The 24,722-nt window shown below is 46.0% G+C and carries 24 protein-coding genes and 2 tRNA genes; 18 read left to right on the top strand and 8 right to left on the bottom strand.

The features are described from left to right. Positions 1–10: 10 nt before the first annotated feature. Positions 11–1,741, bottom strand: coding sequence for a DEAD/DEAH box helicase family protein (locus ACUJFK_RS15005; RefSeq protein ID WP_445425343.1), 1,731 nt, complete (start codon positions 1,739–1,741; stop codon positions 11–13). A gap of 99 nt (positions 1,742–1,840) precedes the next feature. Here ACUJFK_RS15005 and ACUJFK_RS15000 point away from each other — a divergent pair, with 99 nt between their 5' ends. Beyond that, positions 1,841–2,236: a hypothetical protein gene (locus ACUJFK_RS15000; protein ID WP_445425342.1), complete on the top strand. Its 396-nt coding sequence runs from the start codon at positions 1,841–1,843 to the stop codon at positions 2,234–2,236. Positions 2,237–2,239: 3 nt separating this feature from the next. Here the strand turns inward: ACUJFK_RS15000 and yhbY are convergent, their stop codons facing one another. Further along, a complete protein-coding gene (gene yhbY, locus ACUJFK_RS14995; RefSeq protein ID WP_226751207.1) occupies positions 2,240–2,536 on the bottom strand; it encodes a ribosome assembly RNA-binding protein YhbY in 297 nt (98 codons plus the stop codon). Positions 2,537–2,618: 82 nt separating this feature from the next. Here yhbY and rlmE point away from each other — a divergent pair, with 82 nt between their 5' ends. The 17 genes from rlmE to ACUJFK_RS14910 all read left to right on the top strand — a co-directional run bounded on the left by rlmE (position 2,619) and on the right by ACUJFK_RS14910 (position 20,091). Continuing rightward, positions 2,619–3,248: a 23S rRNA (uridine(2552)-2'-O)-methyltransferase RlmE gene (gene rlmE / locus ACUJFK_RS14990; protein WP_226751208.1), complete on the top strand. Its 630-nt coding sequence runs from the start codon at positions 2,619–2,621 to the stop codon at positions 3,246–3,248. Positions 3,249–3,307: 59 nt separating this feature from the next. After that, a complete protein-coding gene (gene ftsH, locus ACUJFK_RS14985; protein WP_445425341.1) occupies positions 3,308–5,224 on the top strand; it encodes an ATP-dependent zinc metalloprotease FtsH in 1,917 nt (638 codons plus the stop codon). A gap of 80 nt (positions 5,225–5,304) precedes the next feature. Then, on the top strand, positions 5,305–6,141 hold the full coding sequence (gene folP, locus ACUJFK_RS14980) for a dihydropteroate synthase (protein ID WP_445425340.1): 837 nt from the start codon (positions 5,305–5,307) through the stop codon (positions 6,139–6,141). Next, positions 6,138–7,475, top strand: a complete 1,338-nt coding sequence (gene glmM / locus ACUJFK_RS14975; RefSeq protein WP_445426794.1) for a phosphoglucosamine mutase — start codon at positions 6,138–6,140, stop codon at positions 7,473–7,475. The genes folP and glmM overlap by 4 nt, the downstream gene beginning before the upstream one ends. A gap of 104 nt (positions 7,476–7,579) precedes the next feature. Continuing rightward, positions 7,580–8,317, top strand: a complete 738-nt coding sequence (tpiA, locus tag ACUJFK_RS14970) for a triose-phosphate isomerase (protein ID WP_226751211.1) — start codon at positions 7,580–7,582, stop codon at positions 8,315–8,317. Positions 8,318–8,319: 2 nt separating this feature from the next. After that, positions 8,320–8,655 carry a preprotein translocase subunit SecG gene (gene secG, locus ACUJFK_RS14965; protein ID WP_229586337.1) on the top strand — a complete coding sequence of 112 codons (336 nt, stop codon included), beginning with the start codon at positions 8,320–8,322 and terminating at the stop codon, positions 8,653–8,655. A 9-nt stretch (positions 8,656–8,664) separates the two neighbouring features. Continuing rightward, a tRNA-Leu gene (locus ACUJFK_RS14960) sits at positions 8,665–8,749 on the top strand. A 64-nt stretch (positions 8,750–8,813) separates the two neighbouring features. After that, positions 8,814–8,890, top strand: a tRNA-Met gene (locus ACUJFK_RS14955). Positions 8,891–9,176: 286 nt separating this feature from the next. Next, complete coding sequence (rimP, locus tag ACUJFK_RS14950) at positions 9,177–9,632, top strand: ribosome maturation factor RimP (RefSeq protein ID WP_306177607.1); 456 nt, start codon at positions 9,177–9,179, stop codon at positions 9,630–9,632. Between the two features lie 33 nt (positions 9,633–9,665). Next, positions 9,666–11,162 (top strand): transcription termination factor NusA, encoded by a 1,497-nt coding sequence (gene nusA, locus ACUJFK_RS14945; RefSeq protein ID WP_226751214.1) that lies wholly within the window; start codon positions 9,666–9,668, stop codon positions 11,160–11,162. Between the two features lie 25 nt (positions 11,163–11,187). Continuing rightward, on the top strand, positions 11,188–13,872 hold the full coding sequence (gene infB, locus ACUJFK_RS14940; RefSeq protein ID WP_226751215.1) for a translation initiation factor IF-2: 2,685 nt from the start codon (positions 11,188–11,190) through the stop codon (positions 13,870–13,872). A 106-nt stretch (positions 13,873–13,978) separates the two neighbouring features. Beyond that, positions 13,979–14,413, top strand: a complete 435-nt coding sequence (gene rbfA, locus ACUJFK_RS14935) for a 30S ribosome-binding factor RbfA (RefSeq protein WP_445425339.1) — start codon at positions 13,979–13,981, stop codon at positions 14,411–14,413. Next, positions 14,413–15,333, top strand: coding sequence for a tRNA pseudouridine(55) synthase TruB (truB, locus tag ACUJFK_RS14930; RefSeq protein WP_445425338.1), 921 nt, complete (start codon positions 14,413–14,415; stop codon positions 15,331–15,333). The genes rbfA and truB overlap by 1 nt, the downstream gene beginning before the upstream one ends. Positions 15,334–15,445: 112 nt before the next feature. Further along, positions 15,446–15,715 carry a 30S ribosomal protein S15 gene (gene rpsO / locus ACUJFK_RS14925; protein ID WP_226751218.1) on the top strand — a complete coding sequence of 90 codons (270 nt, stop codon included), beginning with the start codon at positions 15,446–15,448 and terminating at the stop codon, positions 15,713–15,715. A 174-nt stretch (positions 15,716–15,889) separates the two neighbouring features. After that, positions 15,890–18,010, top strand: a complete 2,121-nt coding sequence (gene pnp, locus ACUJFK_RS14920; protein ID WP_445425337.1) for a polyribonucleotide nucleotidyltransferase — start codon at positions 15,890–15,892, stop codon at positions 18,008–18,010. A 1-nt stretch (position 18,011) separates the two neighbouring features. Then, on the top strand, positions 18,012–18,908 hold the full coding sequence (gene nlpI / locus ACUJFK_RS14915) for a lipoprotein NlpI (RefSeq protein ID WP_306177604.1): 897 nt from the start codon (positions 18,012–18,014) through the stop codon (positions 18,906–18,908). Then, positions 18,886–20,091 carry a hypothetical protein gene (locus tag ACUJFK_RS14910; RefSeq protein ID WP_445425336.1) on the top strand — a complete coding sequence of 402 codons (1,206 nt, stop codon included), beginning with the start codon at positions 18,886–18,888 and terminating at the stop codon, positions 20,089–20,091. The genes nlpI and ACUJFK_RS14910 overlap by 23 nt, the downstream gene beginning before the upstream one ends. Here ACUJFK_RS14910 and ACUJFK_RS14905 read toward each other — a convergent pair. The 6 genes from ACUJFK_RS14905 to ACUJFK_RS14880 all read right to left on the bottom strand — a co-directional run bounded on the left by ACUJFK_RS14905 (position 20,088) and on the right by ACUJFK_RS14880 (position 24,690). Then, entirely contained in the window at positions 20,088–20,450 is a 363-nt protein-coding gene (locus ACUJFK_RS14905) for a PilZ domain-containing protein (protein WP_445425335.1), read from the bottom strand. The two genes, ACUJFK_RS14910 and ACUJFK_RS14905, sit on opposite strands and share 4 nt — an antisense overlap. Before the next feature lie 205 nt (positions 20,451–20,655). Continuing rightward, positions 20,656–21,633 (bottom strand): lipoyl synthase, encoded by a 978-nt coding sequence (gene lipA / locus ACUJFK_RS14900; protein ID WP_445425334.1) that lies wholly within the window; start codon positions 21,631–21,633, stop codon positions 20,656–20,658. 1 nt (position 21,634) lies between these two features. Beyond that, complete coding sequence (lipB, locus tag ACUJFK_RS14895) at positions 21,635–22,288, bottom strand: lipoyl(octanoyl) transferase LipB (RefSeq protein ID WP_445425333.1); 654 nt, start codon at positions 22,286–22,288, stop codon at positions 21,635–21,637. Between the two features lie 77 nt (positions 22,289–22,365). Further along, positions 22,366–22,647 carry a DUF493 family protein YbeD gene (gene ybeD, locus ACUJFK_RS14890; protein WP_226751225.1) on the bottom strand — a complete coding sequence of 94 codons (282 nt, stop codon included), beginning with the start codon at positions 22,645–22,647 and terminating at the stop codon, positions 22,366–22,368. 84 nt (positions 22,648–22,731) lie between these two features. Then, complete coding sequence (locus ACUJFK_RS14885) at positions 22,732–23,895, bottom strand: serine hydrolase (protein WP_226751226.1); 1,164 nt, start codon at positions 23,893–23,895, stop codon at positions 22,732–22,734. A 39-nt stretch (positions 23,896–23,934) separates the two neighbouring features. Next, positions 23,935–24,690 (bottom strand): septal ring lytic transglycosylase RlpA family protein, encoded by a 756-nt coding sequence (locus ACUJFK_RS14880; protein ID WP_306177596.1) that lies wholly within the window; start codon positions 24,688–24,690, stop codon positions 23,935–23,937. Between the last annotated feature and the right edge of the window lie 32 nt (positions 24,691–24,722).

The following is a 24,722-nucleotide window of genomic DNA, read 5'->3' as shown; positions in this document are numbered from 1 at the left end:
AAAAAGAGCGTTACTGTTCAGTGAACTGCTGATAGCGCCCCTGGTAATCAAAATAGCTTTCGACATGCTGCCAGCTATGTTTCTGTTTTTGTAATAATATCAGCTGCGGCGGCCGAAACCGCTCAGCCAAAGCCACCAGTTGCGCGGCTGTTTTAATGGTGGGTAAAGGTGTCCCGGGCGCTTTGCTGTGCGGTTTAATAAACAAGGCGAAAAGCGCACGGCGTTGAGCCGGGTTTTGTAACTTAAACCAACGATAAAACGGGTTACCTTCGATATCGTAATAACTTACCTTTAAATCGCCGTTATCATCGGATAGCTGCATGTTATGGCAGCGAAAAAGGTGATGATGCTGCTGGTTTAACACTTCGCGTAATCGTTTATCGGGATCAACTAACACCGACTCACATTGCTGACAGCTGCGTGCGGCGATGTCATTCTCGGCGCCACACTCTGGGCAATTGCGGCTCCGATAACGATACTGACATTGTTGAGCCGTATCCTCGATTAAGCCCTGACAACGCCTGCCGTAATGCTCAATAATGTCGCCATCTTGGTCGGTTAACCCCCAGAAAATATTAGCAAAGCCACATTCAGGGCAGAGTACTTGCACCGGTACCGAGCTACTGTTTGGTTTTGCTTGCCCCACTTCAGGGCTAAATAAATCATAACCATTTGCGGCATAATCAATAATTAAACATTCTGTTTTGCCTGCGGCGATGCGTAAACCTCGGCCCACCATTTGTTGAAATAAACTGACAGAGGCGGTTGGGCGTAAAATAGCTATTAAATCAACATGGGGGGCGTCAAAGCCCGTTGTTAATACCGCCACATTTACCAGAAACTTGATTTGTCGATTTTTAAAGGCATCAATCAATTGATCGCGTTCAACTATGGGTGTTTCCGCGGTCAGGATGGCAGCGCTTTGCTGACTGAGTAACTGCATAATTTCGTTGGCATGTTTTACCGTAGCCGCAAAAACAATGATGCCTTGGCGTTGCGTCGCCAAAGTGATTAATTGTTGCATGATCAGTGCGGTTGCCCGACCACTTTTTCCTAAGATAGAGTTCACTTCTGTTTCAGTGTAATCGCCTTCAGCTTTGGGTTTTAGCGAGCTAAAATCGTATTGTGCACTTAAGCCATCATATAAACGTGGCGTTGTTAGGTAACCTTGTTTAATTAAGGGCCTTAGCGGCAAGTCAAAAATACAATATTCAAACGTGGGGTTAAGTGTATTCCCGACCCGGCCATGATAATGTTGCCGATAGATCCAGCCACTGCCCAACCGAAATGGGGTTGCGGTAAGTCCCAACAACTTTATCTCGGGATTGTGTTGTTTCAGTTGGCTTAATAGTTGTTGGTATTGGCTGTCGGTGCTCAGGCTAACGCGATGGCACTCATCAATAATCACTAATGAAAAAGCGCTGGCAAAGGCATCTAAATTACGTACGGCAGACTGTACACTAGCAACCACCGTTTTCGCGCTAGCATCTTTTTGTTGCAGGCCTGCTGCATAAATACTGGCTTTTGCGGTTAAAACGGCCACTTTTTCTGCATTTTGTGCTACCAATTCTTTAACATGCGTTAAAATAAGAACACGTCCTTTGGCACGACGAGCTAGCTCGGCAATCACAATGCTTTTACCTGCCCCAGTTGGTAATACTAATACCGCTGAGGCCGAACGTTGTTGGAAATGGCTAATAGCGGCATTAACGGCCTGTTGTTGGTAATCTCTGAGTTGCACTGTAGGTTCGTTGCTAAGCTAAATTGTCGATAGGTTAGCATAGCCATGGCCATTCGTAGCAAGTTTCCGCCAGATTAGTACAGTAGTAGGAGCCTTATCATGGCAAAACATACGGCCTTTTCCTTACGTATAGAGCAGCGAGTCTTGTGGGTAACCGCCAACGGTTTTTGGACTAAAGCGATCGCGCAACAGTACGTTCGTGAAATGCGTTCATTAGTTTTACCAATTAGCGCAAAACCTTGGGCAGTAGTATTGGATATTCGGCAGTGGGAAATATCTCCAGCCGAAGTGTTTTCGTTACTAAATGAAAACACGGTTTGGTGCTTTGACAATAATCTAAAGCATGTCGAAACTATTGGCGCTGATAATACAATGGTGATGTGGCAGTTTACCAAGGCGACACAAGCGGTAAAGCCCGCCGATGTTGTAAGTACATTAAAAGATGATGAACTCGCAGCCCGGCAGTCATTGCGAGCTGCCGGGTATCTGTTTTAATATTTAACCGCGTGGCAAATGGATCTTTTTTTCTTGCGACTGGCGGAATAAAACCAAGATTTTGCCGATAACCTGAACTTTTTCAGCGTTGGTTTCTCTGACAATCGCATCCATAATCAACACTTTTTGTTCTCTATCTTCGCCTGGCACTTTAATTTTAATTAATTCATGAAAGTTTAAAGCGTTATCAATTTCAGCAACCACACCCTCTGTTAAACCGTTACCGCCTAGTAAAATAACGGGTTTTAAATCATGGGCTTTGGTTTTTAAAAATTGTTTTTGTTTATTGGTTAAACTCATAAGGTTAGAATATCCGTAGAAAAGCTTGAATTATGCCTATTGTAGCGCCATCTACAGCATAAGACTATTTAAGAGTAGTAACATGACTAAGAAAAAACGCTCAGCCAGTTCATCGCGTTGGCTAAAAGAGCATTTTGATGATCAATTTGTACAAAAAGCGCAAAAACTGGGCTTACGTTCGCGTGCTGCGTTTAAATTAGAAGAGATCCAGCAACAAGACAAATTGGTTAAACCGGGTATGACAGTGGTAGATTTAGGCTCAGCCCCTGGTAGTTGGTCTCAGTTTGTGGTGGGATTAGTGGGTAAAGAGGGTACGGTCATTGCCTGTGATATTTTACCCATGGATCCATTGGCCGGGGTCGCTTTTTTACAGGGTGATTTTCGAGAGGAAGCTGTTTTAGAGGCATTACTGAGCCGGATCGGTGGTAAAACCGTAGATGTGGTATTATCTGATATGGCACCGAACATGAGTGGCAATGACACTACCGATCAAGCCCGTTCTGTTTATTTAGTTGAGTTGGCATTAGACATGTGCCAAAAAGTTTTGAAGCAAAATGGCAGTTTTGTAGTCAAAGTGTTTCAGGGAGAGGGTTTTGAGCAATTCCTGAAAGATGTACGCGCCGCCTTTAGTAATGTGAAAATTCGTAAGCCTGATTCGTCGCGTGCCCGTTCACGCGAGACATATATCGTGGCCACCGGCTTTAAACTTTAGTAAAGTAGTCCGGTATTAATGATTTTTAGAGTAAAGATGAGGTTATAACCTTGAGTGACATGGCAAAAAATCTGATTGTCTGGTTAGTAATCGCTGTTGTACTGATGTCAGTATTCAATAGCTTTGGGCCGAGTGAAAACACCGACCGCCAGACTAGCTACACCCAGTTTGTAAAAGAAGTTAATCAGGGGCTGATCCGCGAAGTGAAGATTGAGCGTTCAGGCGTGATTACGGGCGTTAAGCGCAGCGGTGAGCGTTTTGAAACCGTGTTGCCAGTGAATGACCCTGACCTGATCAAAGACCTTTATAACAACGACGTTCGGGTACTGGGTGCGAAACCCGAAGAAAGTAGCTGGTTAGCTACCATCTTTATCTCTTGGTTCCCAATGCTGTTGTTAATCGGTGTCTGGATTTTCTTTATGCGTCAGATGCAAGGCGGCGGTGGCAAAGGCGCCATGTCGTTTGGCAAAAGCAAAGCGCGCTTAATGGGTGAAGACCAAATTAAGACTACGTTTGCTGATGTTGCTGGCTGTGACGAAGCAAAGGAAGAAGTTTCAGAGTTGGTTGAATATCTACGCGACCCTTCACGTTTCCAGAAGCTCGGCGGTAAGATCCCTAAGGGGATTTTAATGGTGGGCCCGCCAGGAACAGGTAAAACGCTGTTAGCAAAAGCGATTGCTGGCGAAGCAAAAGTGCCTTTCTTTACCATTTCCGGTTCTGATTTCGTTGAAATGTTCGTGGGTGTTGGTGCTTCTCGGGTACGGGATATGTTCGACCAAGCCAAAAAAGCTGCACCTTGCATTATCTTCATCGATGAGATTGATGCCGTAGGCCGTCAGCGTGGTGCCGGTTTAGGTGGTGGTCACGATGAACGTGAGCAAACGCTTAACCAAATGCTGGTCGAAATGGATGGTTTTGATGGCAACGAAGGCGTGATTATTATTGCTGCAACGAACCGTCCCGATGTGCTTGATGCAGCGTTACTGCGTCCAGGCCGTTTTGATCGTCAAGTTGTGGTCGGTTTACCCGATGTGCGCGGTCGTGAGCAAATTTTAAAAGTACACATGCGTAAAGTACCGATGGCAGATGATGTGAAAGCCAGTGTTATTGCACGAGGTACACCAGGTTTTTCAGGTGCTGACTTGGCAAACTTGGTCAACGAAGCAGCGTTATTTGCCGCTCGAGGTAATCGCCGAGTTGTTAGCATGGAAGAGTTTGAACGTGCTAAAGACAAGATTATGATGGGGGCAGAACGCCGTTCTATGGTGATGACGGATGCCGAGAAAGAAATGACGGCATATCATGAAGCGGGGCATGCCATTATTGGTTGTTTAGTTCCTGAGCATGATCCTGTACACAAAGTGACGATTATTCCGCGTGGCCGTGCTTTGGGTGTGACTTTCTTTTTACCAGAGCAAGATGCCATTAGCGTTAGCCGTCGTAAGCTAGAAAGTAAAATTTCCGTTGCTTATGGTGGGCGTTTAGCAGAAGAAGTGATTTACGGTTTAGATGCGGTGTCGACCGGTGCTTCGCAAGATATTAAATACGCGACCTCGATTGCTCGTAACATGGTGACACAATGGGGTTTCTCTGAGAAGTTAGGGCCGTTGTTATATGCTGAAGAAGAAGGTGAAGTATTCTTAGGCCGTAGCATGGGCAAATCGAACAATATGTCAGATGAGACCGCCTCGATTATCGATTCTGAAATCAAAGCCATTATCGATCGTAACTATAATCGGGCAAAACAGCTGCTAGATGAAAACATGGACATTTTACATGCCATGAAAGATGCGCTGATGTTGTATGAAACCATTGATGCACGTCAGATTAAAGAGTTGATGGAGCGTAAAGCAGTTAGCCAGCCTGAAAACTGGGAACCGCGTGATAAGGACAGTAAAGGCGGCGATGATGATAAGTCAGCGCCATCTGCTGCGCCTACCGCAACGGATAAACCCTCTGAAGGCAACGTGCACTAAGTCACTTACATGCCTTATCAAAGCAGTTATAATAACAACCCCGGCTTGTCCGGGGTTTTGTTTTTAGCGGAGTAAGCCACATGCAGTTACAGTTACCTCGGCAACGTTCTCTTAGTTTAGATCGACCACAAATCATGGGAATATTAAATATTACCCCTGATTCATTTTCAGATGGTGGTAAACACCAAGTACTGGATCAAGCCTTATTTAGTGCGGAGCAAATGTTGCTTGACGGCGCAACCATTCTCGATGTCGGTGGTGAGTCCACACGACCAGGCGCTGCAGCCGTTAGCTTAACTGAAGAATTAGCGCGAGTTATCCCTGTAATCAGCGCTTTACGCCAACGTTTTGATTGTGCCATTTCGGTTGATACCAGTAAAGCTGAGGTGATGTCAGCGGCCGTTCAGGCTGGCGCCGATATGATTAATGATGTCTGTGCTTTGCAAGCACCTGCGGCACTAGAAACTGCCGCTGCGTTGCAAGTTCCCGTTTGCATTATGCATATGCAAGGGGCGCCTCGTACCATGCAACATGATCCACAATATCAGCAACTGGTACCTGAAGTACTGGCGTTTTTATTGGCCAGAGCAGAGGCATGTCAGCAAGCAGGCATTCCTGCTAGTCAAATTGTGCTCGATCCTGGTTTTGGTTTTGGTAAAACCTTAGCGCATAATTATCAGTTGTTAGCCGCATTAGATCAATTTGTGGCAAGCGGTTATGCGGTGCTTGCCGGTATGTCACGTAAAAGTATGATTGGCCAGTTACTAGCGTTACCAACGTCAGAAAGGCTTGCTGGCAGTCTTGCATGTGCTAGCTTAGCGGCTTATGCTGGCGCACAAATTATTCGTGTGCATGATGTTAAAGAAAGTGTGCAAGCAGTACGCGTTGCTGCTGCGGCCCGTTATGGAGTTAAATAATGACAAGAAAATATTTTGGAACTGATGGTGTACGCGGTCGCGTTGGTGAATTTCCTATTACCCCTGAATTTGCCATGAAATTGGGTTGGGCCGCGGGTCGAGTATTATCTCAGCGCGGTACACGCAAAGTATTGATCGGTAAAGATACGCGTATTTCAGGTTATTTATTAGAAACGGCATTAGAAGCAGGCTTAATTGCCGCCGGTATTGATGTGCGCTTATTGGGCCCAATGCCTACACCTGCCGTCGCCTATTTAACGCGTACTTTCCGAGCCGAAGCCGGTATTGTGATTAGTGCTTCACATAATCCTTATTATGATAATGGCATTAAGTTTTTCTCCGCTGATGGTATGAAACTGGCGGATGAGATTGAATTGGCGATTGAGCACGAGCTTGAACAACCAATGATTTGTGAATCGTCAGAAAAGCTCGGTAAAGCAGAGCGTATCAATGATGCGGCGGGTCGTTATATTGAATTCTGTAAAAGTCACCTTAATAACAACTTGTCGCTCAGTGGTTTAAAAATCGTCATCGATTGTGCTCATGGAGCAACTTACCATATTGCACCTGCGGTTTTTAAAGAACTGGGTGCTGAAGTTATCGCGATCGGCTGTAAGCCAGATGGTTTAAATATTAATGAAAAGTGCGGCGCAACACATACTGAGTTGTTACGCGCAACCGTGTTAGAAAAACAAGCTGATCTGGGTATTGCCTATGATGGCGATGGTGATCGCGTGATGATGGTCGATCAACATGGTCGCGTGCTTGATGGTGATGAGATTGTTTATATCATTGCACGTGCTGCCAAAGAAGCCGGTACTTTAAAAGGTGGTGTTGTTGGCACCTTAATGAGCAATATGGGTTTAGAATTAGCTTTAGCTGAATTGGATATCCCGTTTGCGCGCAGTGCCGTAGGTGATCGTTACGTTATGGAATTACTCCGAGAAAAGAACTGGCGCATTGGCGGTGAAAATTCTGGCCATGTGTTAAATCTTGATTACACATGCACCGGCGATGGTATTATTGCCTCACTTCAAGTCCTCACTGCTATGCTCTCTAGCGGCAAAAGCTTGGCGCAATTAATGAGCGATATGCGCAAGTTACCGCAGGTACTGGTCAACGTGAAATTTGCTAAAGGTTCTACGCCATTAGAAAAAGTTAACGTAAAAGAATGTATTGCTGCAGTAGAGCGCGATCTGGCAGGAAAGGGCCGCGTGCTGATCCGCAAATCAGGTACCGAGCCATTGATCCGAGTGATGGTTGAAGGTGAAGATGCCGACACCGTTCGTCAATATGCTGAAAAAATTGCTGATGCAGTAAAAATTGCCAGTTAGGATGAGTTAATAAATAGACAATTAGCCGCGCTGCCGCGGCTAAAGCTTGTTCTAAAGCAGAAGCTTAGTTACTATCAACAGGTGTAAGCTAAGGATACTGCCTAATGTCACGTAAAAAGCTTGTTGCCGCCAATTGGAAAATGAATGGCTCATCAGCGCTGGTCAATATGATCAGCACAACATTGCAATCAATAGCACCGCAAGTGGATATTTTAATCTGCCCTCCCGCTACGTTGCTAAGCGCTTTTCCAACAGCGCATGCTTTTCAGCTAGGCGGTCAAGATATCAGTGCGCATGTAGCGGGTGCCTACACCGGCCAAATAAGTGCTGAATTGTTGTTAGCGGCTGGCGCTCGTTATGCACTAGTAGGGCACTCTGAACGTCGTGAATATCAATTTGAAACTGATCAGCTAATTGCTGCAAAAGTAGCCACTGCAGTCGCTGCAGGCTTAACACCCCTTTTATGTATTGGCGAAACGTTAGCAGAACGGCAGCAAGAAAAAACCGAGCAGGTTATTGCGAAACAGTTAGCGGCAGTGTATGCTTCGCACCCCGAATTGCTGCAGAAATCGGTGCTAGCATATGAACCGATTTGGGCGATAGGTACTGGTGAGTCAGCAACTCCGGAGCAGGCACAACAGATACATGCCTTTATCCGTGCTGAGTTAGCTAAGTATGATGCCGACGCGGCGCAACAGGTAAAAATTTTATATGGTGGCAGTGTTAATGCAGAAAATTGTGCTGCATTATTTACTCAACCAGACATAGACGGTGCTTTAGTTGGCGGTGCTAGCTTAAAACCCGAAGAATTTGCGCAAATTTGCCTTAGTGCAAAGGAATAAGCATGTACGATTTATTTGTAATTTGTTATTTGTTAGTTTCGTTAGCCCTTATTTTATTAGTGTTAATTCAACACGGTAAAGGCGCTAGCATGGGCGCAGCATTTGGTGCTGGTGCTTCTGGTACAGTATTTGGTTCAAGCGGTACAGGTAATTTCTTAACGAAAACCACTACCTTTTTGGCAATTTTATTTTTTATGTTGAGCTTAGTATTAGGTAACTTAACCGCTAAGCAAAGCAAGCCAGATGATGGCTCAGATTTTTTCCAATCTGTTCCGGTAACAACCGAACAGGCTCCTGCCAAGAAAGATGACGTTAACGACATCCCGGTAGGTAATTAAGTTTTATACGCCGAGGTGGTGAAATTGGTAGACACGCTATCTTGAGGGGGTAGTGTCTTCGGACGTGCGGGTTCAAGTCCCGCTCTCGGCACCAAATTAACGTAAGCAGTAGCTTGCGCTATCAGTACAGGCACTATATAATGTGCACCAGTTACGGACGCGGGATGGAGCAGCCTGGTAGCTCGTCGGGCTCATAACCCGAAGGTCGTCGGTTCAAATCCGGCTCCCGCAACCAACTTTCAGTTTAAACTTATTACTAATAGTTGATGCAACAATTCTTAACTCAACAGGTTAGGCGCACTGCTACAAGTTTAATAAGTCTTTGAAAGAGGTGTCGTAACAGCGGTCGTAGATGTTGATACAACTCCCGCCCCATTAAATATTCATTGCGCATTGGCGATATGCGTAATGATTGGATGTGAATTCGCCCCGCTTGTTCGGGGCTTTTTCGTATCTGGAGTTAGTGTTTATGCAGTAATGGGCGCTTTGCCCATTTTTTATTTGTGTTTCGGAGGTTTTTTTTGGCTAAACAAGAACAGCAACTAACAGAGCTGCTGACGCCGACTGTGGAGACAGCCGGTTATCAATTGTGGGGTATCGAACTGGTGCGAGCCGGTCGTCATACCACACTGAGAGTGTTTATCGATAAAGCAGATGGCATTACAGTCGAAGACTGTGCCCTGATCAGTCGAGAAATCAGCGCTTTGCTGGATGTTGAGGATCCAATCCCAACAGAGTATACCCTTGAAGTATCTTCACCAGGCTTGGATCGGCCGTTGTTCACCGAAGCACAATTCTCCCAATATGTTGGCCATAAACTTGAGGTTAAATTAACGATACCTCAAGATAGTCGACGTAAATTCAAAGGGTTACTAACAAGCTTCGATGGCGACATGTTAGTAATAGAAGTGGATGGCAAACCCTATAGTTTGCTTTTCGATAATATTGATAAAGCAAACGTGGTACCGGTTTTTTAAGCGTCCCGGGTTAGCGTCAAAGCGAGGCATATAATGGCAAAAGAGATATTATTAGTTGTTGATGCGGTTTCAAATGAAAAATCAGTGCCACGGGAAAAGATTTTCCAAGCACTGGAGTTTGCATTAGCCGCCGCCACTAAAAAGAAAAATGAAGGCGATATTGAAGTTCGGGTTAGCATCGATCGCAAAACCGGTAGTTATGATACTTTCCGCCGTTGGGAAGTGATCGCAGATGATGCCGTCATGGAACACCCATACCGTGAAATGACTTTATCAGCAGCACAGTATGACGAGCCAAACATTAAGTTAGGTGATTTTGTTGAAGAGCAAATCGACTCTGTCGAATTTGACCGTATCACCACGCAAATGGCGAAACAAGTTATCGTACAAAAAGTACGTGAAGCTGAACGTTCACAAGTTGTTGAAGCGTATATTGACCAAGTGGGTGAGTTAGTCACCGGCGTGGTTAAAAAAGTGAATCGTGAAAGTATTATCGTCGATTTAGGTAACAACGCTGAAGCTATGTTACCACGCGAAGAAATGTTACCGCGTGAAACCTATCGCCCAGGTGACCGTATTCGTACATTATTATTTGATGTAAAACCAGAAGCTCGTGGTGCACAGCTGTTTTTAAGCCGTGCCAAGCCAGAAATGTTGTTAGAGTTGTTCCGCATTGAAGTGCCAGAAATTGGCGAAGAAATGATTGAACTTCGCGGAGCAGCGCGCGATCCAGGTTCACGTGCCAAGATTGCGGTTAAAAGCAATGACCGTCGCATTGATCCTGTAGGTGCTTGTGTTGGTATGCGTGGTTCACGTGTTCAAGCCGTATCAAACGAGCTAGGTGGTGAGCGGGTTGATATCGTGTTGTATGACGATAACGATGCTCAATTTGTAATTAACGCTATGGCGCCGGCTGAAGTTGCTTCTATCATTGTTGATGAAGATGCCCACTCTATGGATATCGCTGTTGAAGAGTCAAATCTGGCGATGGCGATTGGTCGTAATGGTCAAAACGTGCGTTTAGCAAGCCAATTAACAGGTTGGGAACTGAACGTCATGTCAGTTGCTGCCATGAAAGCAAAGCATCAAGAAGAAACGGCTAAAGTTCGTCAGGTATTTATGGACGCACTTGAAATCGATGAAGACTTTGCTGATGTGCTGGTTGACGAAGGTTTCTCTACGCTAGAAGAAGTAGCTTACGTGCCTATTAGCGAATTGTTGTCAATCGATGGTTTAGATGAAGAAACGGTTGAGTTACTGCGTAACCGCGCCAAAGATATTCTGACCACACGCGCATTGGCCAGTGAAGAATCACTGGAAGATGCCAAGCCAACAGAACAATTGTTGGCCTTAGAATGTTTAGATACGCATACCGCTTATGTTATCGCCAGCAAAGGGGTGACCACCCTTGATGATTTGGCTGAACTGGGTGTGGATGATTTATTAGAATTAGTTGAAATGACAGAAGATAAAGCTGCAGAGTTAATAATGGCTGCTCGTAATATTGTCTGGTTTAATGAAAGTAACTGAGTAGTCAACGGAGGTAACAACACAAATGGCAGAAGTCACCATAGAAAAGCTGGCCAGTGATGTCGGTACAACTGTTGATCGGTTAGTCCAACAATTTGCTGATGCAGGTATTACCAAGGCCAAAGGCCAATCGGTAACTGAAGAAGAGAAAAAACAATTACTAGAGCACTTGAGCAAAGCCCATGGCGGAAAAGCGCCAGAGCCAGCTAAGTTAACGCTGAAACGCAAAGAAAAGAGCACCTTGAGTGTAGCTGGCGGCGCAGGCCGTAACCGTGAGATCCAGGTTGAAGTGCGTAAGCAAAAAACCTTTATCAAAAAACCGGTAGTTGATGCTGAAACATTGAAAGCGCAAGAAGAAGCGCGTTTAGCTGAAGAAAAAGCCATTGCTGAAGCCAACCGTGCTCGTCAAGAAGCGGAACAAAAAGCCCGTGAAATAGAAATGGCTAAAGCGAAAGAAGAAGCGGAACGCAAAGCCGCTGAAGCAAAAAAACGCGAAGAAGCCAAGCAAGCACAATTATTAAAAGACGATCCGGAAGAAGCGGCTCGTCGTGCAGCGAAAGAAGAAGCGCGCAAAGAAGCTGAACATATTCGTCAGCAACAAGAAGCTGAATCACTGCGTAAGCTAGAAGAAGAAGCCAAGAAGCAAGCTGAAGCCGCGCGTAAATTAGCCGAAGAAAACAGCGAGCGTTGGGCGCAGGAAGAAAAGGCTAAATCGACTGAAAAAGACGATTATCACTTAACCAGTAATGAATTTGCCAAGCAAGCTGAAGACGAAGTGGACGCCAAAGAAGAGCGTGCCGGTCGTCGTGGTGTGGGTAAAAAAGCCCCACCAGCTAAAGGTAAAAAGAAAGACGATGGTAACGATAAAGAAGCCTTTAATCGTGCTAATCGCCACACCAAGAAAAAGAAAACGCCTACCAGTATGCAGCATGGCTTTAATAAGCCGGCACAACCTGTTGAGCGTGATGTGAAAATTGGTGAGACCATTACGGTTGCTGAACTGGCCTCTAAAATGGCCGTTAAAGCTTCAGAAGTGATCAAGACGATGATGAAGATGGGCGCTATGGCGACTATCAACCAAGTTATCGACCAAGAAACTGCCGCGATCGTTTGTGAAGAGATGGGTCATAAATTTACCCTGACTAAAGAAAACGAGTTAGAAGAAGCGGTCATGTCTGATCGTGAAGGTCAGGGCGAATTAGAATCACGAGCGCCGGTTGTGACTGTTATGGGGCACGTTGACCATGGTAAAACCTCACTACTGGACTACATCCGTAAAGCGAAAGTGGCCGCAGGCGAAGCCGGTGGTATTACTCAGCATATCGGTGCTTATCACGTAGAAACTGAACGTGGCATGGTGACTTTCCTTGATACACCCGGTCACGCGGCCTTTACTTCAATGCGGGCTCGTGGTGCGAAAGCAACCGATATCGTTATTTTAGTTGTTGCGGCGGACGATGGCGTAATGCCACAAACTCGCGAAGCTATCCAACATGCTAAAGCCGGTAACGTGCCTTTAGTGGTTGCTGTGAACAAGATTGATAAGCCTTCAGCGGATCCAGATCGGGTACGTAATGAATTATCACAGTTCGATGTTATTTCAGAAGATTGGGGTGGCGATACACAGTTCGTTCCAGTATCTGCGAAAACAGGTGAAGGTATTGATGATCTGTTAGAAGCGATCTTGAACCAAGCCGAATTGCTTGAACTAAAAGCCGTACATAAAGGTTTAGGTCGTGGTGTGGTTATTGAATCACGCTTAGACAAAGGCCGTGGTCCTGTGGCGTCTATCCTGGTTCAGGAAGGCACCTTAAAGCAAGGCGATGTGGTGCTGTGTGGTTTTGAATATGGCCGTGTGCGGGCAATGCGTGACGAAAACGGTAAAGAAATCAAAACTGCTGGGCCGTCAATTCCTGTTGAGATCTTAGGTTTATCTGGCGTACCGGAAGCCGGTGACGAAGTCACCGTGGTGAAAGACGAGCGTAAAGCCCGTGAAGTGGCCTTGTATCGTCAAGGCAAATTCCGCGATGTAAAACTGGCTCGTCAGCAGAAATCTAAACTGGAAAACATGTTTGCTAACATGACTGAAGGTGACGTTTCTGAACTGAATATCGTTCTTAAAGGTGACGTACAAGGTTCGGTGCAAGCGATCACTGAATCCTTGATGAAGTTGTCTACAGACGAAGTGAAGGTTCGGATTGTTGGCTCAGGCGTCGGTGGTATTACTGAAACTGACGTGACCTTGGCTGCTGCATCATCAGCAATCGTTATTGGTTTCAACGTACGTGCCGATGGTACTGCGCGCAAACTGGTTGAAGAAGAAGGCCTAGATTTACGTTATTACAGCATCATTTATGAACTGTTAGACGAAGTCAAAGCGGCGATGACGGGTATGTTAGCACCAGAGTTTAAACAGCAAATCATTGGTTTAGCACAGGTTCGTGACGTATTCCGTTCGCCGAAGTTTGGCGCTGTTGCAGGCTGTATGGTTACCGAAGGCTTAATCAAGCGAAATGCTCCAATCCGCGTACTGCGTGATAACGTGGTCATTTTCGAAGGTGAGCTAGAATCACTACGTCGCTTTAAAGACGACGTGAATGAAGTTAGAAATGGCTTTGAATGTGGTATCGGTGTAAAGAACTACAACGACGTGCGCGAAGGCGACCAGATCGAAGTGTTCGAGACTATTCAGGTCGAACGTACTCTATAATAGATGACGTGACACGTTAATACAGGGGCACGTGTTGCCCCTGTTGTGTTTATGCCAATATGACTCAGTAGCAAAAATGCTGAGCAGGGCAACAAGGAAATAAGGTATGGCCAAAGAATTTTCCCGGGTAGACCGGCTTTCACAGCAAGTGAAAAAAGAAATGGCGGTGATCCTGCAACGTGAGATTAAAGATCCGCGCTTGCACAGCATGATCACCGTTTCTGATGTTGAAGTGTCTCGCGATTTATCGCATGCCAAGGTATTTGTCACCTTTTTAGGTATGGATAACGAGAAAGTCGAAGACAACTTAAAGATTTTGAATGATGCCGCCGGTTATGTGCGCAGTTTAATTGGTAAACGTATTGAGACGCGCATCGTGCCACACATTCGTTTTGCTTTTGATCAGTCGCTAAACGAAGGTATCCGGATGGCCACCTTGGTGGCATCGGTACGGCAAGAAGATCAACGTAAACGCCAAGAAATCGGTCACAACGACGATGAGCCAGCGGAAGAGCAGCATAAAGGCGGCGAGGAAGAGTAATGCGGGCGCGGAAAAACGCTCGGCAAGTGCATGGTATCTTGTTATTAGACAAGCCTTTAGAAGTGAGCAGTAATGGTATTTTGCAGCGAGTACGCTGGTTATATCAAGCGGCTAAAGCCGGTCATACTGGCGCCTTAGATCCGATGGCGTCTGGCTTACTGCCCATTTGTTTTGGTGAAGCCACTAAGTTTAGTCAGTTTTTACTGGATACCGATAAAACTTATCAAGTGACTGCCCTGTTTGGTGTTCGTACTAGCACTAGCGATGCTGAAGGGGAAGTGATCAGTGAAAAGCCGGTACAGTTTACTGACAGCGATCTCGAACAGGCTATGCAAGCGTTGCGAGGTGATATTTTACAAGTGCCGACCATGTTTTCAGCGCTTAAATACCAAGGCCAACCCTTATACAAATATGCACGCCAAGGTATTGAAGTTCCGCGCGAGGCACGGCCTATCAGTATTTTTCGTTTCGAATTAGTCCAGCGTACAGGTGATCGTGCCGATTTTATTGTGCATTGCTCTAAAGGGACTTACATTCGCACGTTAATTGATGATTTAGGTGAAGCTTTGGGCTGTGGTGCGCATGTGGCTGCGTTACATCGGATCCAAGTAGGTCCTTTTACGGCAGCGCAAATGCTCGCGCCAAGCGCACTGGAACCACTCAACACCGCTGCTGATTGGGCCGCGCTGGACAACTTATTATTGCCGATGGACGCGGGTTTGGTTGCTATACCAGCGTTGACCTTGGATGCTCAGCAAGAGCACGCACTTATGCATGGCCAAACCTGTCAGCTAAGCCATGCCGATATTGACAGTATAAAACTGTATAATCAGGTGGCACAGTTTATTGGCATTGGCACGATTGAGAGCGGAGAGCTTCGTAGTCGTCGTTTAGTCAATTTATCGTTACTGAGCGCTTAACTTACCTTGTAAAGCTCATCAAGGGCGGGTAAAATGCGCAGCAGTTTTGCTGCCGCTGGATGAGTGATCGGCGGTGAGCGTATCTTAGTTCACTCACATTTGGAGACATACCATGTCATTAAGCGCTGCCGTTAAGGCACAAATCGTTGCTGATTACGCTGTTAAAGCCGGCGATACTGGTTCACCAGAAGTACAGGTTGCCCTGTTAACTGCGTCAATCACTCACCTGCAAGGTCATTTTGCTGAGCACAAACACGATTTCCACTCTCGTCGTGGTTTGTTACGTATGGTTAGCCAGCGTCGTAAACTTTTAGATTACTTAAAAGGCAAAGACCAGGAGCGTTATGCTACTCTGATCGGCCGTTTAGGCTTACGTCGTTAATTATTAACGCTGTAATAAAAAAGAGGCTTTTTAGCCTCTTTTTTTATGCCTTTTAAAATAAGTTAGTCCAAGTGTTGAACTATCTTTTGTAACAGGTTACAGAGTATACTGTGTAGGTAAAAAACACAGAGAAAAACATCGCAATTCGGCGATTAAGATTAAGGAAATACACACGTGACTCCCATCGTAAAATCATTTCAGTTTGGCCAACATACTTTCACTTTAGAAACCGGCGTAATCGCCCGTCAGGCAGATGCCGCAGTACTGGCCAGCCTGGGAGATACTTCTGTTTTAGTAACTGTCGTTGGTAAGAAAGAACCTAAACCTGGTCAGGATTTCTTTCCTTTAACCGTAAACTACCAGGAAAAAATGTATGCAGCTGGCCGGATCCCGGGTGGCTTTTTCAAACGTGAAGGTCGGCCAAGTGAAGGCGAAACTTTAACCAGTCGTTTAATCGACCGTCCGATCCGTCCCTTGTTCCCAGAAGGCTTCACTAACGAAGTGCAAGTTATCGCCACGGTTGTGTCGGTACAGCCTGAAATTCAACCGGATATCGTAGCGTTAATTGGTACTTCTGCTGCGTTAGCTTTATCAGGTATTCCATTTGCAGGCCCAATCGGTGCTGCCCGTGTTGGTTATATCAATAATCAATATGTGTTAAACCCATCTGAAGAAGAGCTAAAAAGCTCGAAATTAGACTTGGTTGTTGCCGGTACGCATAACGCAGTATTAATGGTTGAATCTGAAGCGAGCATCCTGTCAGAAGACGTGATGTTAGGCGCAGTCATGTATGGTCATGAGCAATTTCAAACTGCTATTAATGCCATCAACGAATTAGCGGCTGAAGCGGCAAAAACACCTTGGAACTGGCAAGCTCCAGCGAAAAACTTACCGTTGATTGCTAAAGTTGCTGAACTGGCAACGGCTGATCTGGGTGAAGCTTACCAAATTACAGAAAAAGCCAAACGTTACGAGCGTATTGCTGAAATTAAAAATGCCTTATTAGCGAAGTTAACAGAAGAGTTAGCGGAAGGCGAAGAGCTGAATAAAAACGAATTTGGCGATATCTTCCACGACTTAGAAAGTAAAGTCGTGCGCAGCCGTATTACTAAAGGCGAGCCGCGTATCGATGGCCGTGATCCAGAGATGATCCGTGGTTTAAGTGTAATGACGGGTGTCTTACCACGTACGCACGGTTCTTCTTTATTTACTCGCGGTGAAACGCAAGCGTTAGTCACCTGTACCTTAGGTACTGCGCGCGATGCGCAAAACATCGACGACTTGTTAAGTGCGAAAACTGATACCTTTATGTTGCACTACAACTTCCCGCCGTACTGTGTGGGTGAAACCGGTATGGTTGGTTCACCGAAGCGCCGTGAAATCGGTCATGGCCGTTTAGCGAAGCGCGGTGTGTTAGCCGTAATGCCTGACTTCGAAGACTTCCCGTACACGGTACGCATCGTGTCTGAAATCACCGAATCAAACGGCTCAAGCTCCATGGCTTCAGTTTGTGGTTCATCATTAGCCTTAATGGATGCCGGTGTACCTATCAAAGCGTCTGTAGCCGGTATCGCGATGGGCTTGGTAAAAGAAGGCGACGATTTCGTAGTCTTATCTGACATCTTAGGTGATGAAGATCACTTAGGTGACATGGACTTTAAAGTGGCCGGTACTACGGAAGGTATTACTGCTCTGCAAATGGACATCAAGATCGACGGTATTACCAAAGAGATCATGCAAACGGCGTTAAAACAGGCGAAAGCTGCGCGTTTACATATCCTGAACGTAATGGATCAAGCCATTAGTGGTCACCGTGAAGAGATGTCTGAATATGCACCACGTATTTACACCATGAAGATTAATCCGGAGAAAATCCGTGAAGTTATCGGTAAAGGTGGCGCAGTGATTCGTCAAATCACTGAAGAGTCAGGCACAACGATTGAGCTGGAAGACGACGGTAGCATCAAAATTGCTGCAACCACGGCTAAAGCTGCGCAAATCGCTATCGACAAAATCAATGCGATTACTGCTGAGATCGAAGTGGGTACCATTTACCAAGGTGAAGTAGTGCGTATCGTTGATTTCGGTGCTTTCGTTAACGTGTTACCTGGTAAAGATGGCTTAGTGCACATTTCACAAATCTCGGATGAGCGCGTGCAAAATGTGGCTGACCACTTACAAGTAGGCCAGAAAGTTGACGTTAAAGTGTTAGAAGTTGACAAGCAAGGTCGCGTACGTTTAAGCATCAAAGAAGCAGCGGCTAAGCCTGCTGCTGAAGCACCAACAGAAGCTTAACGTGAAAAGAGTGCTCTTACCGCTAGCCCTGTTTACGGGGCTAATGAGCTTAGCAGGTTGCGCTCAGCAACCTGCAGCCACTATGCAACAAGCTTGGTTAACGCCAGAGCCTTTGCCAGTGCCTTATCGTAATGAACTGGCCATTGCCCGTTTAACGGAAATTCTACAACGGGCTGAGCTGACAGATGAGCAAAGTGCCCAGTTGTTTTATGACCGTGGCGTGATGTACGACAGCGTTGGTTTGCGTTCGTTGGCGCGTTTAGACTTTATGCGCGCTTTGCGTTTTAAGCCTGACATGGCCGATGCCTATAATTTTATGGGTATTCATTACACGCTTAGCGGTAATTTTGATCAGGCGTATGAAGCTTTTGATTCTACGCTTGAGTTAGCGCCGGATTATGATTTTGCTTATCTTAATCGCGCTATCGCCTTTTATTACGCAGGCCGTAATGATCTTGCACAAGCTGATTTTCAACAGTTTTTGCAAGCGAAGCCTGACGACCCTTACCGGATCTTATGGCGCTATATTGGCTTTGCTGAAACCGATGCAACTGCTGCACTAGCCAGTTTAACGGCACAACTTGCTCGCTTAGAACCCACCGATTGGAGTACCAATTTGGTACGCTTTTATGCGGGCCAACTCAGTGAAGAAGCGTTATTGCAAAGCATGTTGCAAGATGTCAGCGATCGTAAACAGTTAGCGGAACGTCTATGCGAAAGCTACTTTTACTTAGCGAAATGGCATCAAGCCCAGGGTAATAATGCCCAAGCGATGATCTACTACCATCAAGCCTTGGCAACCAATGTTTATGAGTTTGTTGAACATCGTTATGCACGATTAGAAATGGCGCGCCTTCGTGGTGAAGCACTCAGTGATGCCCAAGTTGATCTTAACTAAGTTAAGTCAGTTCCTGAAAAAAAGCCGGCTTGCTGGCTTTTTTGTTTTTCTATGCCTGTTGGGTTGTCAGCCGTCGTCGTCGACAACCGAGCAACAATTACTGGCCAAAGCGCAAACCGATGCCGTAGCGGCTCGCACCGTGGCACAGCAGCGCTTGGCAAGCAACGAGCTAGAAGCCTCGCTGCAGTGGTGGCGCCATGCTGCTATGCTGGGCGCGAGCGATGCATTTTTACATGCTATTCAATTGCAGCAGCGGCTTGAAGGGCCTTTAGCAACCGCGCATTGGTTGCAACAGCAGTTAGTAGAGCAACCACAGCTAATCGCAGACTTACCGAACAGTATCTTGTCGGAGTTAGGCTTATGGCCAGAAAGCTCGGGTAATATGTCTGTTGCTTGGCAAAGCCCAACAGGTTGTCGTTTAACGCTGCAACCGGTTGTGACGCAAGCCGAGGGCGAACGTAGTTGGCACAGCCTGCAGCAAGCTTGGCAGGCAGATCCGCAATTGGCGAGTTTGCCGGTATGTTTTAAGCCGTTGCTGCGTATTACCAGCACCGCCTTAAATTGTTCAGAGGTAACGGCTGCTAGAATACACTGTGATTATCAAGCGTTAAGCGACGCCGTGTTAGCGGGTGATTTTCAGCAATTACTCGTGATCGCGGGGCGCGGCGTGGCCAGTTACAACAACGGTATTGTGCAGTTACCGGCACAAGCTAATTTAGCCTTACTACGCCATGAGTTTCTACATATTGCCGGTTTTTTAGATGAGTATGCGCTGTCAGCGCTCAGTGCGCGTGCGGTATGTCGAGCGGGTCGTATAGCACCGAATTTGTTGATCGGAAATAGCCCTGAGCTGGTTGCCCGTTATCAACAGCAATATGGCATTGATAACCGTACTGATTTAGCGCTTACACCGGTAGACACCTGTCGCGCGGTGAATATGCAGGCTTATCGACCGATCGCGGCGCTTAACCCAATGCGCCATCTTGAGGCGCCATTACCGCCGTTATATTGGCAGCTGTTACAGCAGCAATTAGCAAAGCCGGAGCAATTAATGCCCGTACAATATTATTTTGCATTTTTAGCGCGGCAACAACAGGCGTGGCAGCACTGGCAACGCTATATGCAAGCGGCTGCTGCCTTTGGTTATCCGGCCGCGATTGCGGCGTTACAGGTGGAAGGTTAGTCCAGATTACTCAGCTCAGCTAATTCACGGCTTAATAGCTCAGGATCACCAAGATTCAATTCTAATAAACGCCGCAGATGGCTGATGCTATCAATATCAATCTTTGTGCAATGTAGCCCTAAGTAATCGGCATGCTCATGTGCAATGGTGACTTGCATGGTCAGTACTTCGGTCGAGCCACTTAATTGCAATTGCAGTAACATAGGCTCAGTTTTGTTTGGTAAGGGCTCGCTAGGTTTTTTGACTAAAGCACCTTTTAACGATAAGTCAAAAATCTCGGTAGGATAGCGTTTACCCGCAGCTACTAAAAAGGCTTCGCTAAAAAATCTTACACGCTTGTTATGCCGTTGCTCCATCATACCCACCTTTTAATTAGTTGTTTTAAGCTTAAACCATTAGCAGCTATAACGGAAATCGCTTTGTATAATTTAATCAAGCTCTGTCGATTTTATAAGGCAGTTAATAAGCGAGAGAGCGGTTGTCGCAACAGGCTTCAGATGGTGTAAAAGCTTTTTAGCAAAACGCCGCGATAAACGCGGCGTTTTTTACCAAGCAAAACCTTAGTTAGATTTTATGACTAAGAATATCTTCACCCGCGGCTTGGCGATCAGCATGATAGCTTGAGCGTACAAAAGGACCGCAGGCGGCATGTTTAAAACCGATGCTGTCGGCAAAGGTTTTGATTTCATGAAACTCGGCCGGTGGCATATAACGTTTTACCGGTAAATGGTGTTTGCTCGGTTGTAAGTACTGACCTACGGTTAGCATGTCAACCTTGTGTTCCCGCAGATCGCGCAGCACTTCCAGCAATTCTTCTGTGGTTTCGCCTAAACCCACCATTAAGCCAGATTTAGTCGCGACGTTTGGGTGCGCTTCTTTAAAGCGCTTTAACAGCTGCAGTGACCATTTGTAATCGGCACCCGGGCGAGCCAGTTTATAGAGGCGTGGTGCTGTTTCCAAGTTGTGGTTAAACACATCCGGTGGGCTTTTGCTTAAGATGTCTAATGCCACATCCATCCGACCACGGAAATCGGGCACCAATACTTCAATTTTGATTTCGGGGTTGTATTTCCGGATGGCGTCAATACAGTCCGCAAAATGCTGTGCACCCCCATCGCGTAAATCATCGCGATCGACTGAGGTAATCACCACATATTTTAATTTCATATCGCGAATGGTTAGGCCGAGTTTTTCTGGCTCTTCGGCGCTCGGTGGTAATGGTCGACCGTGCGCAACATCACAAAATGGGCAACGACGGGTACAGATAGCACCCAAGATCATAAAGGTTGCCGTACCATGATTAAAACACTCAGAGAGGTTAGGGCATGATGCCTCCTCACAGACCGAATGCAAACCGTGTTTGCGTAGTGCCCCTTTAATTTCGTCGATACGTTCAGAGCTTTTCGGTAATTTGATTTTTAGCCAGTCAGGCTTGCGCAGCATTTCTGCACGCTCGGTGGGTAACACTTTAACAGGGATCAGCGCCATTTTTTCGGCATCGCGCAATTTAACGCCGGGTTCCATACGTGCTGTTTTGGTCATATTAATTTTCTAACCCCGTTTTGAACACTGGTACTGTAATGGCCAAGTGCTGTTGAAATAATTCTGCGATCAGTTTACTCGCTTCGGCGATGCTTTGTGGTCCACCCAGATCAGCGCTACGGATCATTTGCAAGCCGGCATACCCACAAGGATTAATACGTTGAAAGGGGGTTAAGTCCATATCAACATTTAGTGCTAAGCCGTGAAAGGTGCAACCCTTGCGCACGCGTAAACCTAATGAAGCAATTTTAGCGCCATCGACATAGACGCCAGGCGCATCTGCTTTAGCCGCGGCATTAATCTGGTAGCGCTGTAGCAGTTCGACCAATATTTGCTCTAGCATGGTCACTAGGTTTCTAACACCAAGCTGACGCCGCTTAATATCTAATAAGACATAAACCACTAACTGGCCAGGGCCATGATAAGTAACTTGACCGCCGCGATCGACTTTAACCACCGGAATATCGCCAGGAAATAACAGATGTTCTTCTTTCCCCGCTTGGCCTTGTGTGAATACCGGCTGATGTTGCAATAGCCAAATTTCATCGGGTGTATCGCTATGCCGATTATCGGTAAATTGCTGCATCTGTTGCCAGATGTGAGTGTAATCTTGTAGTCCTAAATCACGGATCACAAGTTGTTCATTAACAGACACGGCTAACTCCGTAAAAAACTGGCTGCATTATAATGAATTATCTGGCTAATACGAACTTTATGGTATGTTTAGCTGCCTTACAGGACGTAACGTACCAGTTCAATTTTGCCAAGTTCGGTGTACAGCAATTCAATATGTTCTTTACTGGTTACCGTGACTTTCACCGAGACGGAATGATAATTACCTTTGGCGCTAGGTTTAACCAATGGGCTGTAATCGGTGGCCTCAGTATGTTGCTGGATCACCATCATCACATCGTCAACCAAACGGCTTTCTGCAATCCCTAGCACTTTAAAATTAAATTGGCAGGGGAATTCCAGATACTCATCAAATTTGGTGTTTTTTACTTCAGTAACCATGTTGTTGTCTCTTTTGCATTGTCTTAGGTATTTTAACAAAAAATCCCGACAGCTGCCGGGACTCTTTTCTTGCCGCACCTAGACTTAGTTGAATTTCATTTTAACGTAGTCAACTAACCGACTGAAAAAACCACCTTGTTCAACGGTTTCCAGTGCAACCAGCGGGTAGATAGCCACATCTTGCTCTGCTACCTGCACATATAACTGACCGACTACTTGTCCCGCAGATATGGGGGCAACCAGCTGCTGATCCAAGCGCACTTCGGCTTTTAAACTTTTACGCTGCCCGCGTGGCAACGTGATGCTGTTGGTTTTAGCTAAACCCAGCGCAATGCTTTCTTTGCTGCCTTGCCATATACGTTGTTCACTGATTTTTTCACCAGCTTGATAAGGGGCAAAGGTTTCAAAAAAGCGAAAGCCATAAGTTAACAGTTTTTTGTTTTCTGCGGCACGAGCGCGCTCGTTGGCTGTACCCATCACCACAGAGACTAAGCGCATATCTTCACGCACCGCTGAGGTGATCAGGCTATAACCGGCTTCTTTGGTATAACCGGTTTTAATACCGTCGACTTCTAAACTGCGATCCCACAACAAGGAGTTACGGTTTGATTGACGGATATTGTTGTAACTAAATTCTTTTTCAGAATACAACGCGTACAAATCAGGTACATCACGAATTAACGCTTGTGATAACAAAGACATATCACGAGGCGTGGTGTATTGGTCTTCTAAATGCAGGCCGTGGCTGTTACTAAAACGGCTGTTGTTCATACCCAAACGTTCAGCATGGGCATTCATTAAATCAACAAAAGCGCTTTCGGTACCGGCAATATGCTCAGCCATCGCCACACAAGCATCATTACCAGATTGGATCATGATACCGCGGCTTAAATCAGCAACGGAGACCTGAGTGCCCACTTCAATAAACATTAATGATGAACCCGGAAAGTTTTTCGACCAGGCGCGCTCGCTGATGGTGACCATATCATCAAGGCTGATATTGCCTTGTTTTAATTCCATGCCGATAACGTATATCGTCATCATTTTGGTCAGGCTGGCAGGGGCTAAAGACATATCGGCGTTTTCTTCCGACAGAACAGTACCCGTATTATAGTCAATAAGAATATGGCCTTTGGCAGCAACCGTTGGCGCTTGTGGCGTCACCGTTTGTGCTGTTAATGAGGCAGTAAAACAAAGGCTGCTAATAGCCAGCGTAGCGGCAGTAATAAATTGTGGGTAACTAGTCATGGCACCTGTTCTTTGAGTTGGGTTTCCGGGTTACACATCTTAGCCGCATTGGCGGCCATCGATAAAAAAGGCTTCCGGGTAACTTGCTGACCGGAAACGGTTAAGCCAGTTTTGCGCTAATTGCAGATCAGCGGTTGGGCCAACTAACAGTCGATATAAGCCATTACCGGCTCTTACTTCGGTAGGCACAGACCATTGTTTAGCTACCTGTTGCTGTAATTGTATCGCTTTGTTGTTATCACTGCTGGCAAACAGTTGAATATAACATTGGCGGTTAAGCACAACACCTGTGCTGATCGCACTGCTTGATTGTTGCGCCAGCATCGCCGGCGATTTTAACAACTCAAGCTTAACCCTAGCTGTACCGCGCTGCAACATGCCTATTTTATAAGCAGCGGAATAAGACAAATCAATCACACGGTCTTGATGAAATGGGCCACGATCATTCACTCGAACAATTGCACTTTGTTTCGTGTCTAAATTAGTGACTCGAACATAAGAGGGTAAGGGCAGCGTTTTGTGTGCGGCGGTCATGGCAAACATATTATAAGTTTCACCATTTGACGTGTAATGACCATGAAACTTGTTGCCATACCAAGAGGCAATACCGATCTCTTCATGCTCGGTGGCTTGTGCCATCGGTAAGTAATCGATGCCAAAAATGTTGTACGGTTTATTTCCCCCGCGACTTAATGGTTCCGCATTGGGGGTGGGATCGGTCATTTCTAATAGCGTCGGTAGCCTATCGGGTTTGCTGTCGCTATCTTGCTGATAACGGCCGGCATTCGGCGACATTTGTTTTTCGATGCCGGATTGATTGGATGGCG

The organism is Alishewanella sp. HL-SH06, from assembly GCF_052656265.1.
This window is presented reverse-complemented; position numbering and strand designations above follow the sequence as displayed.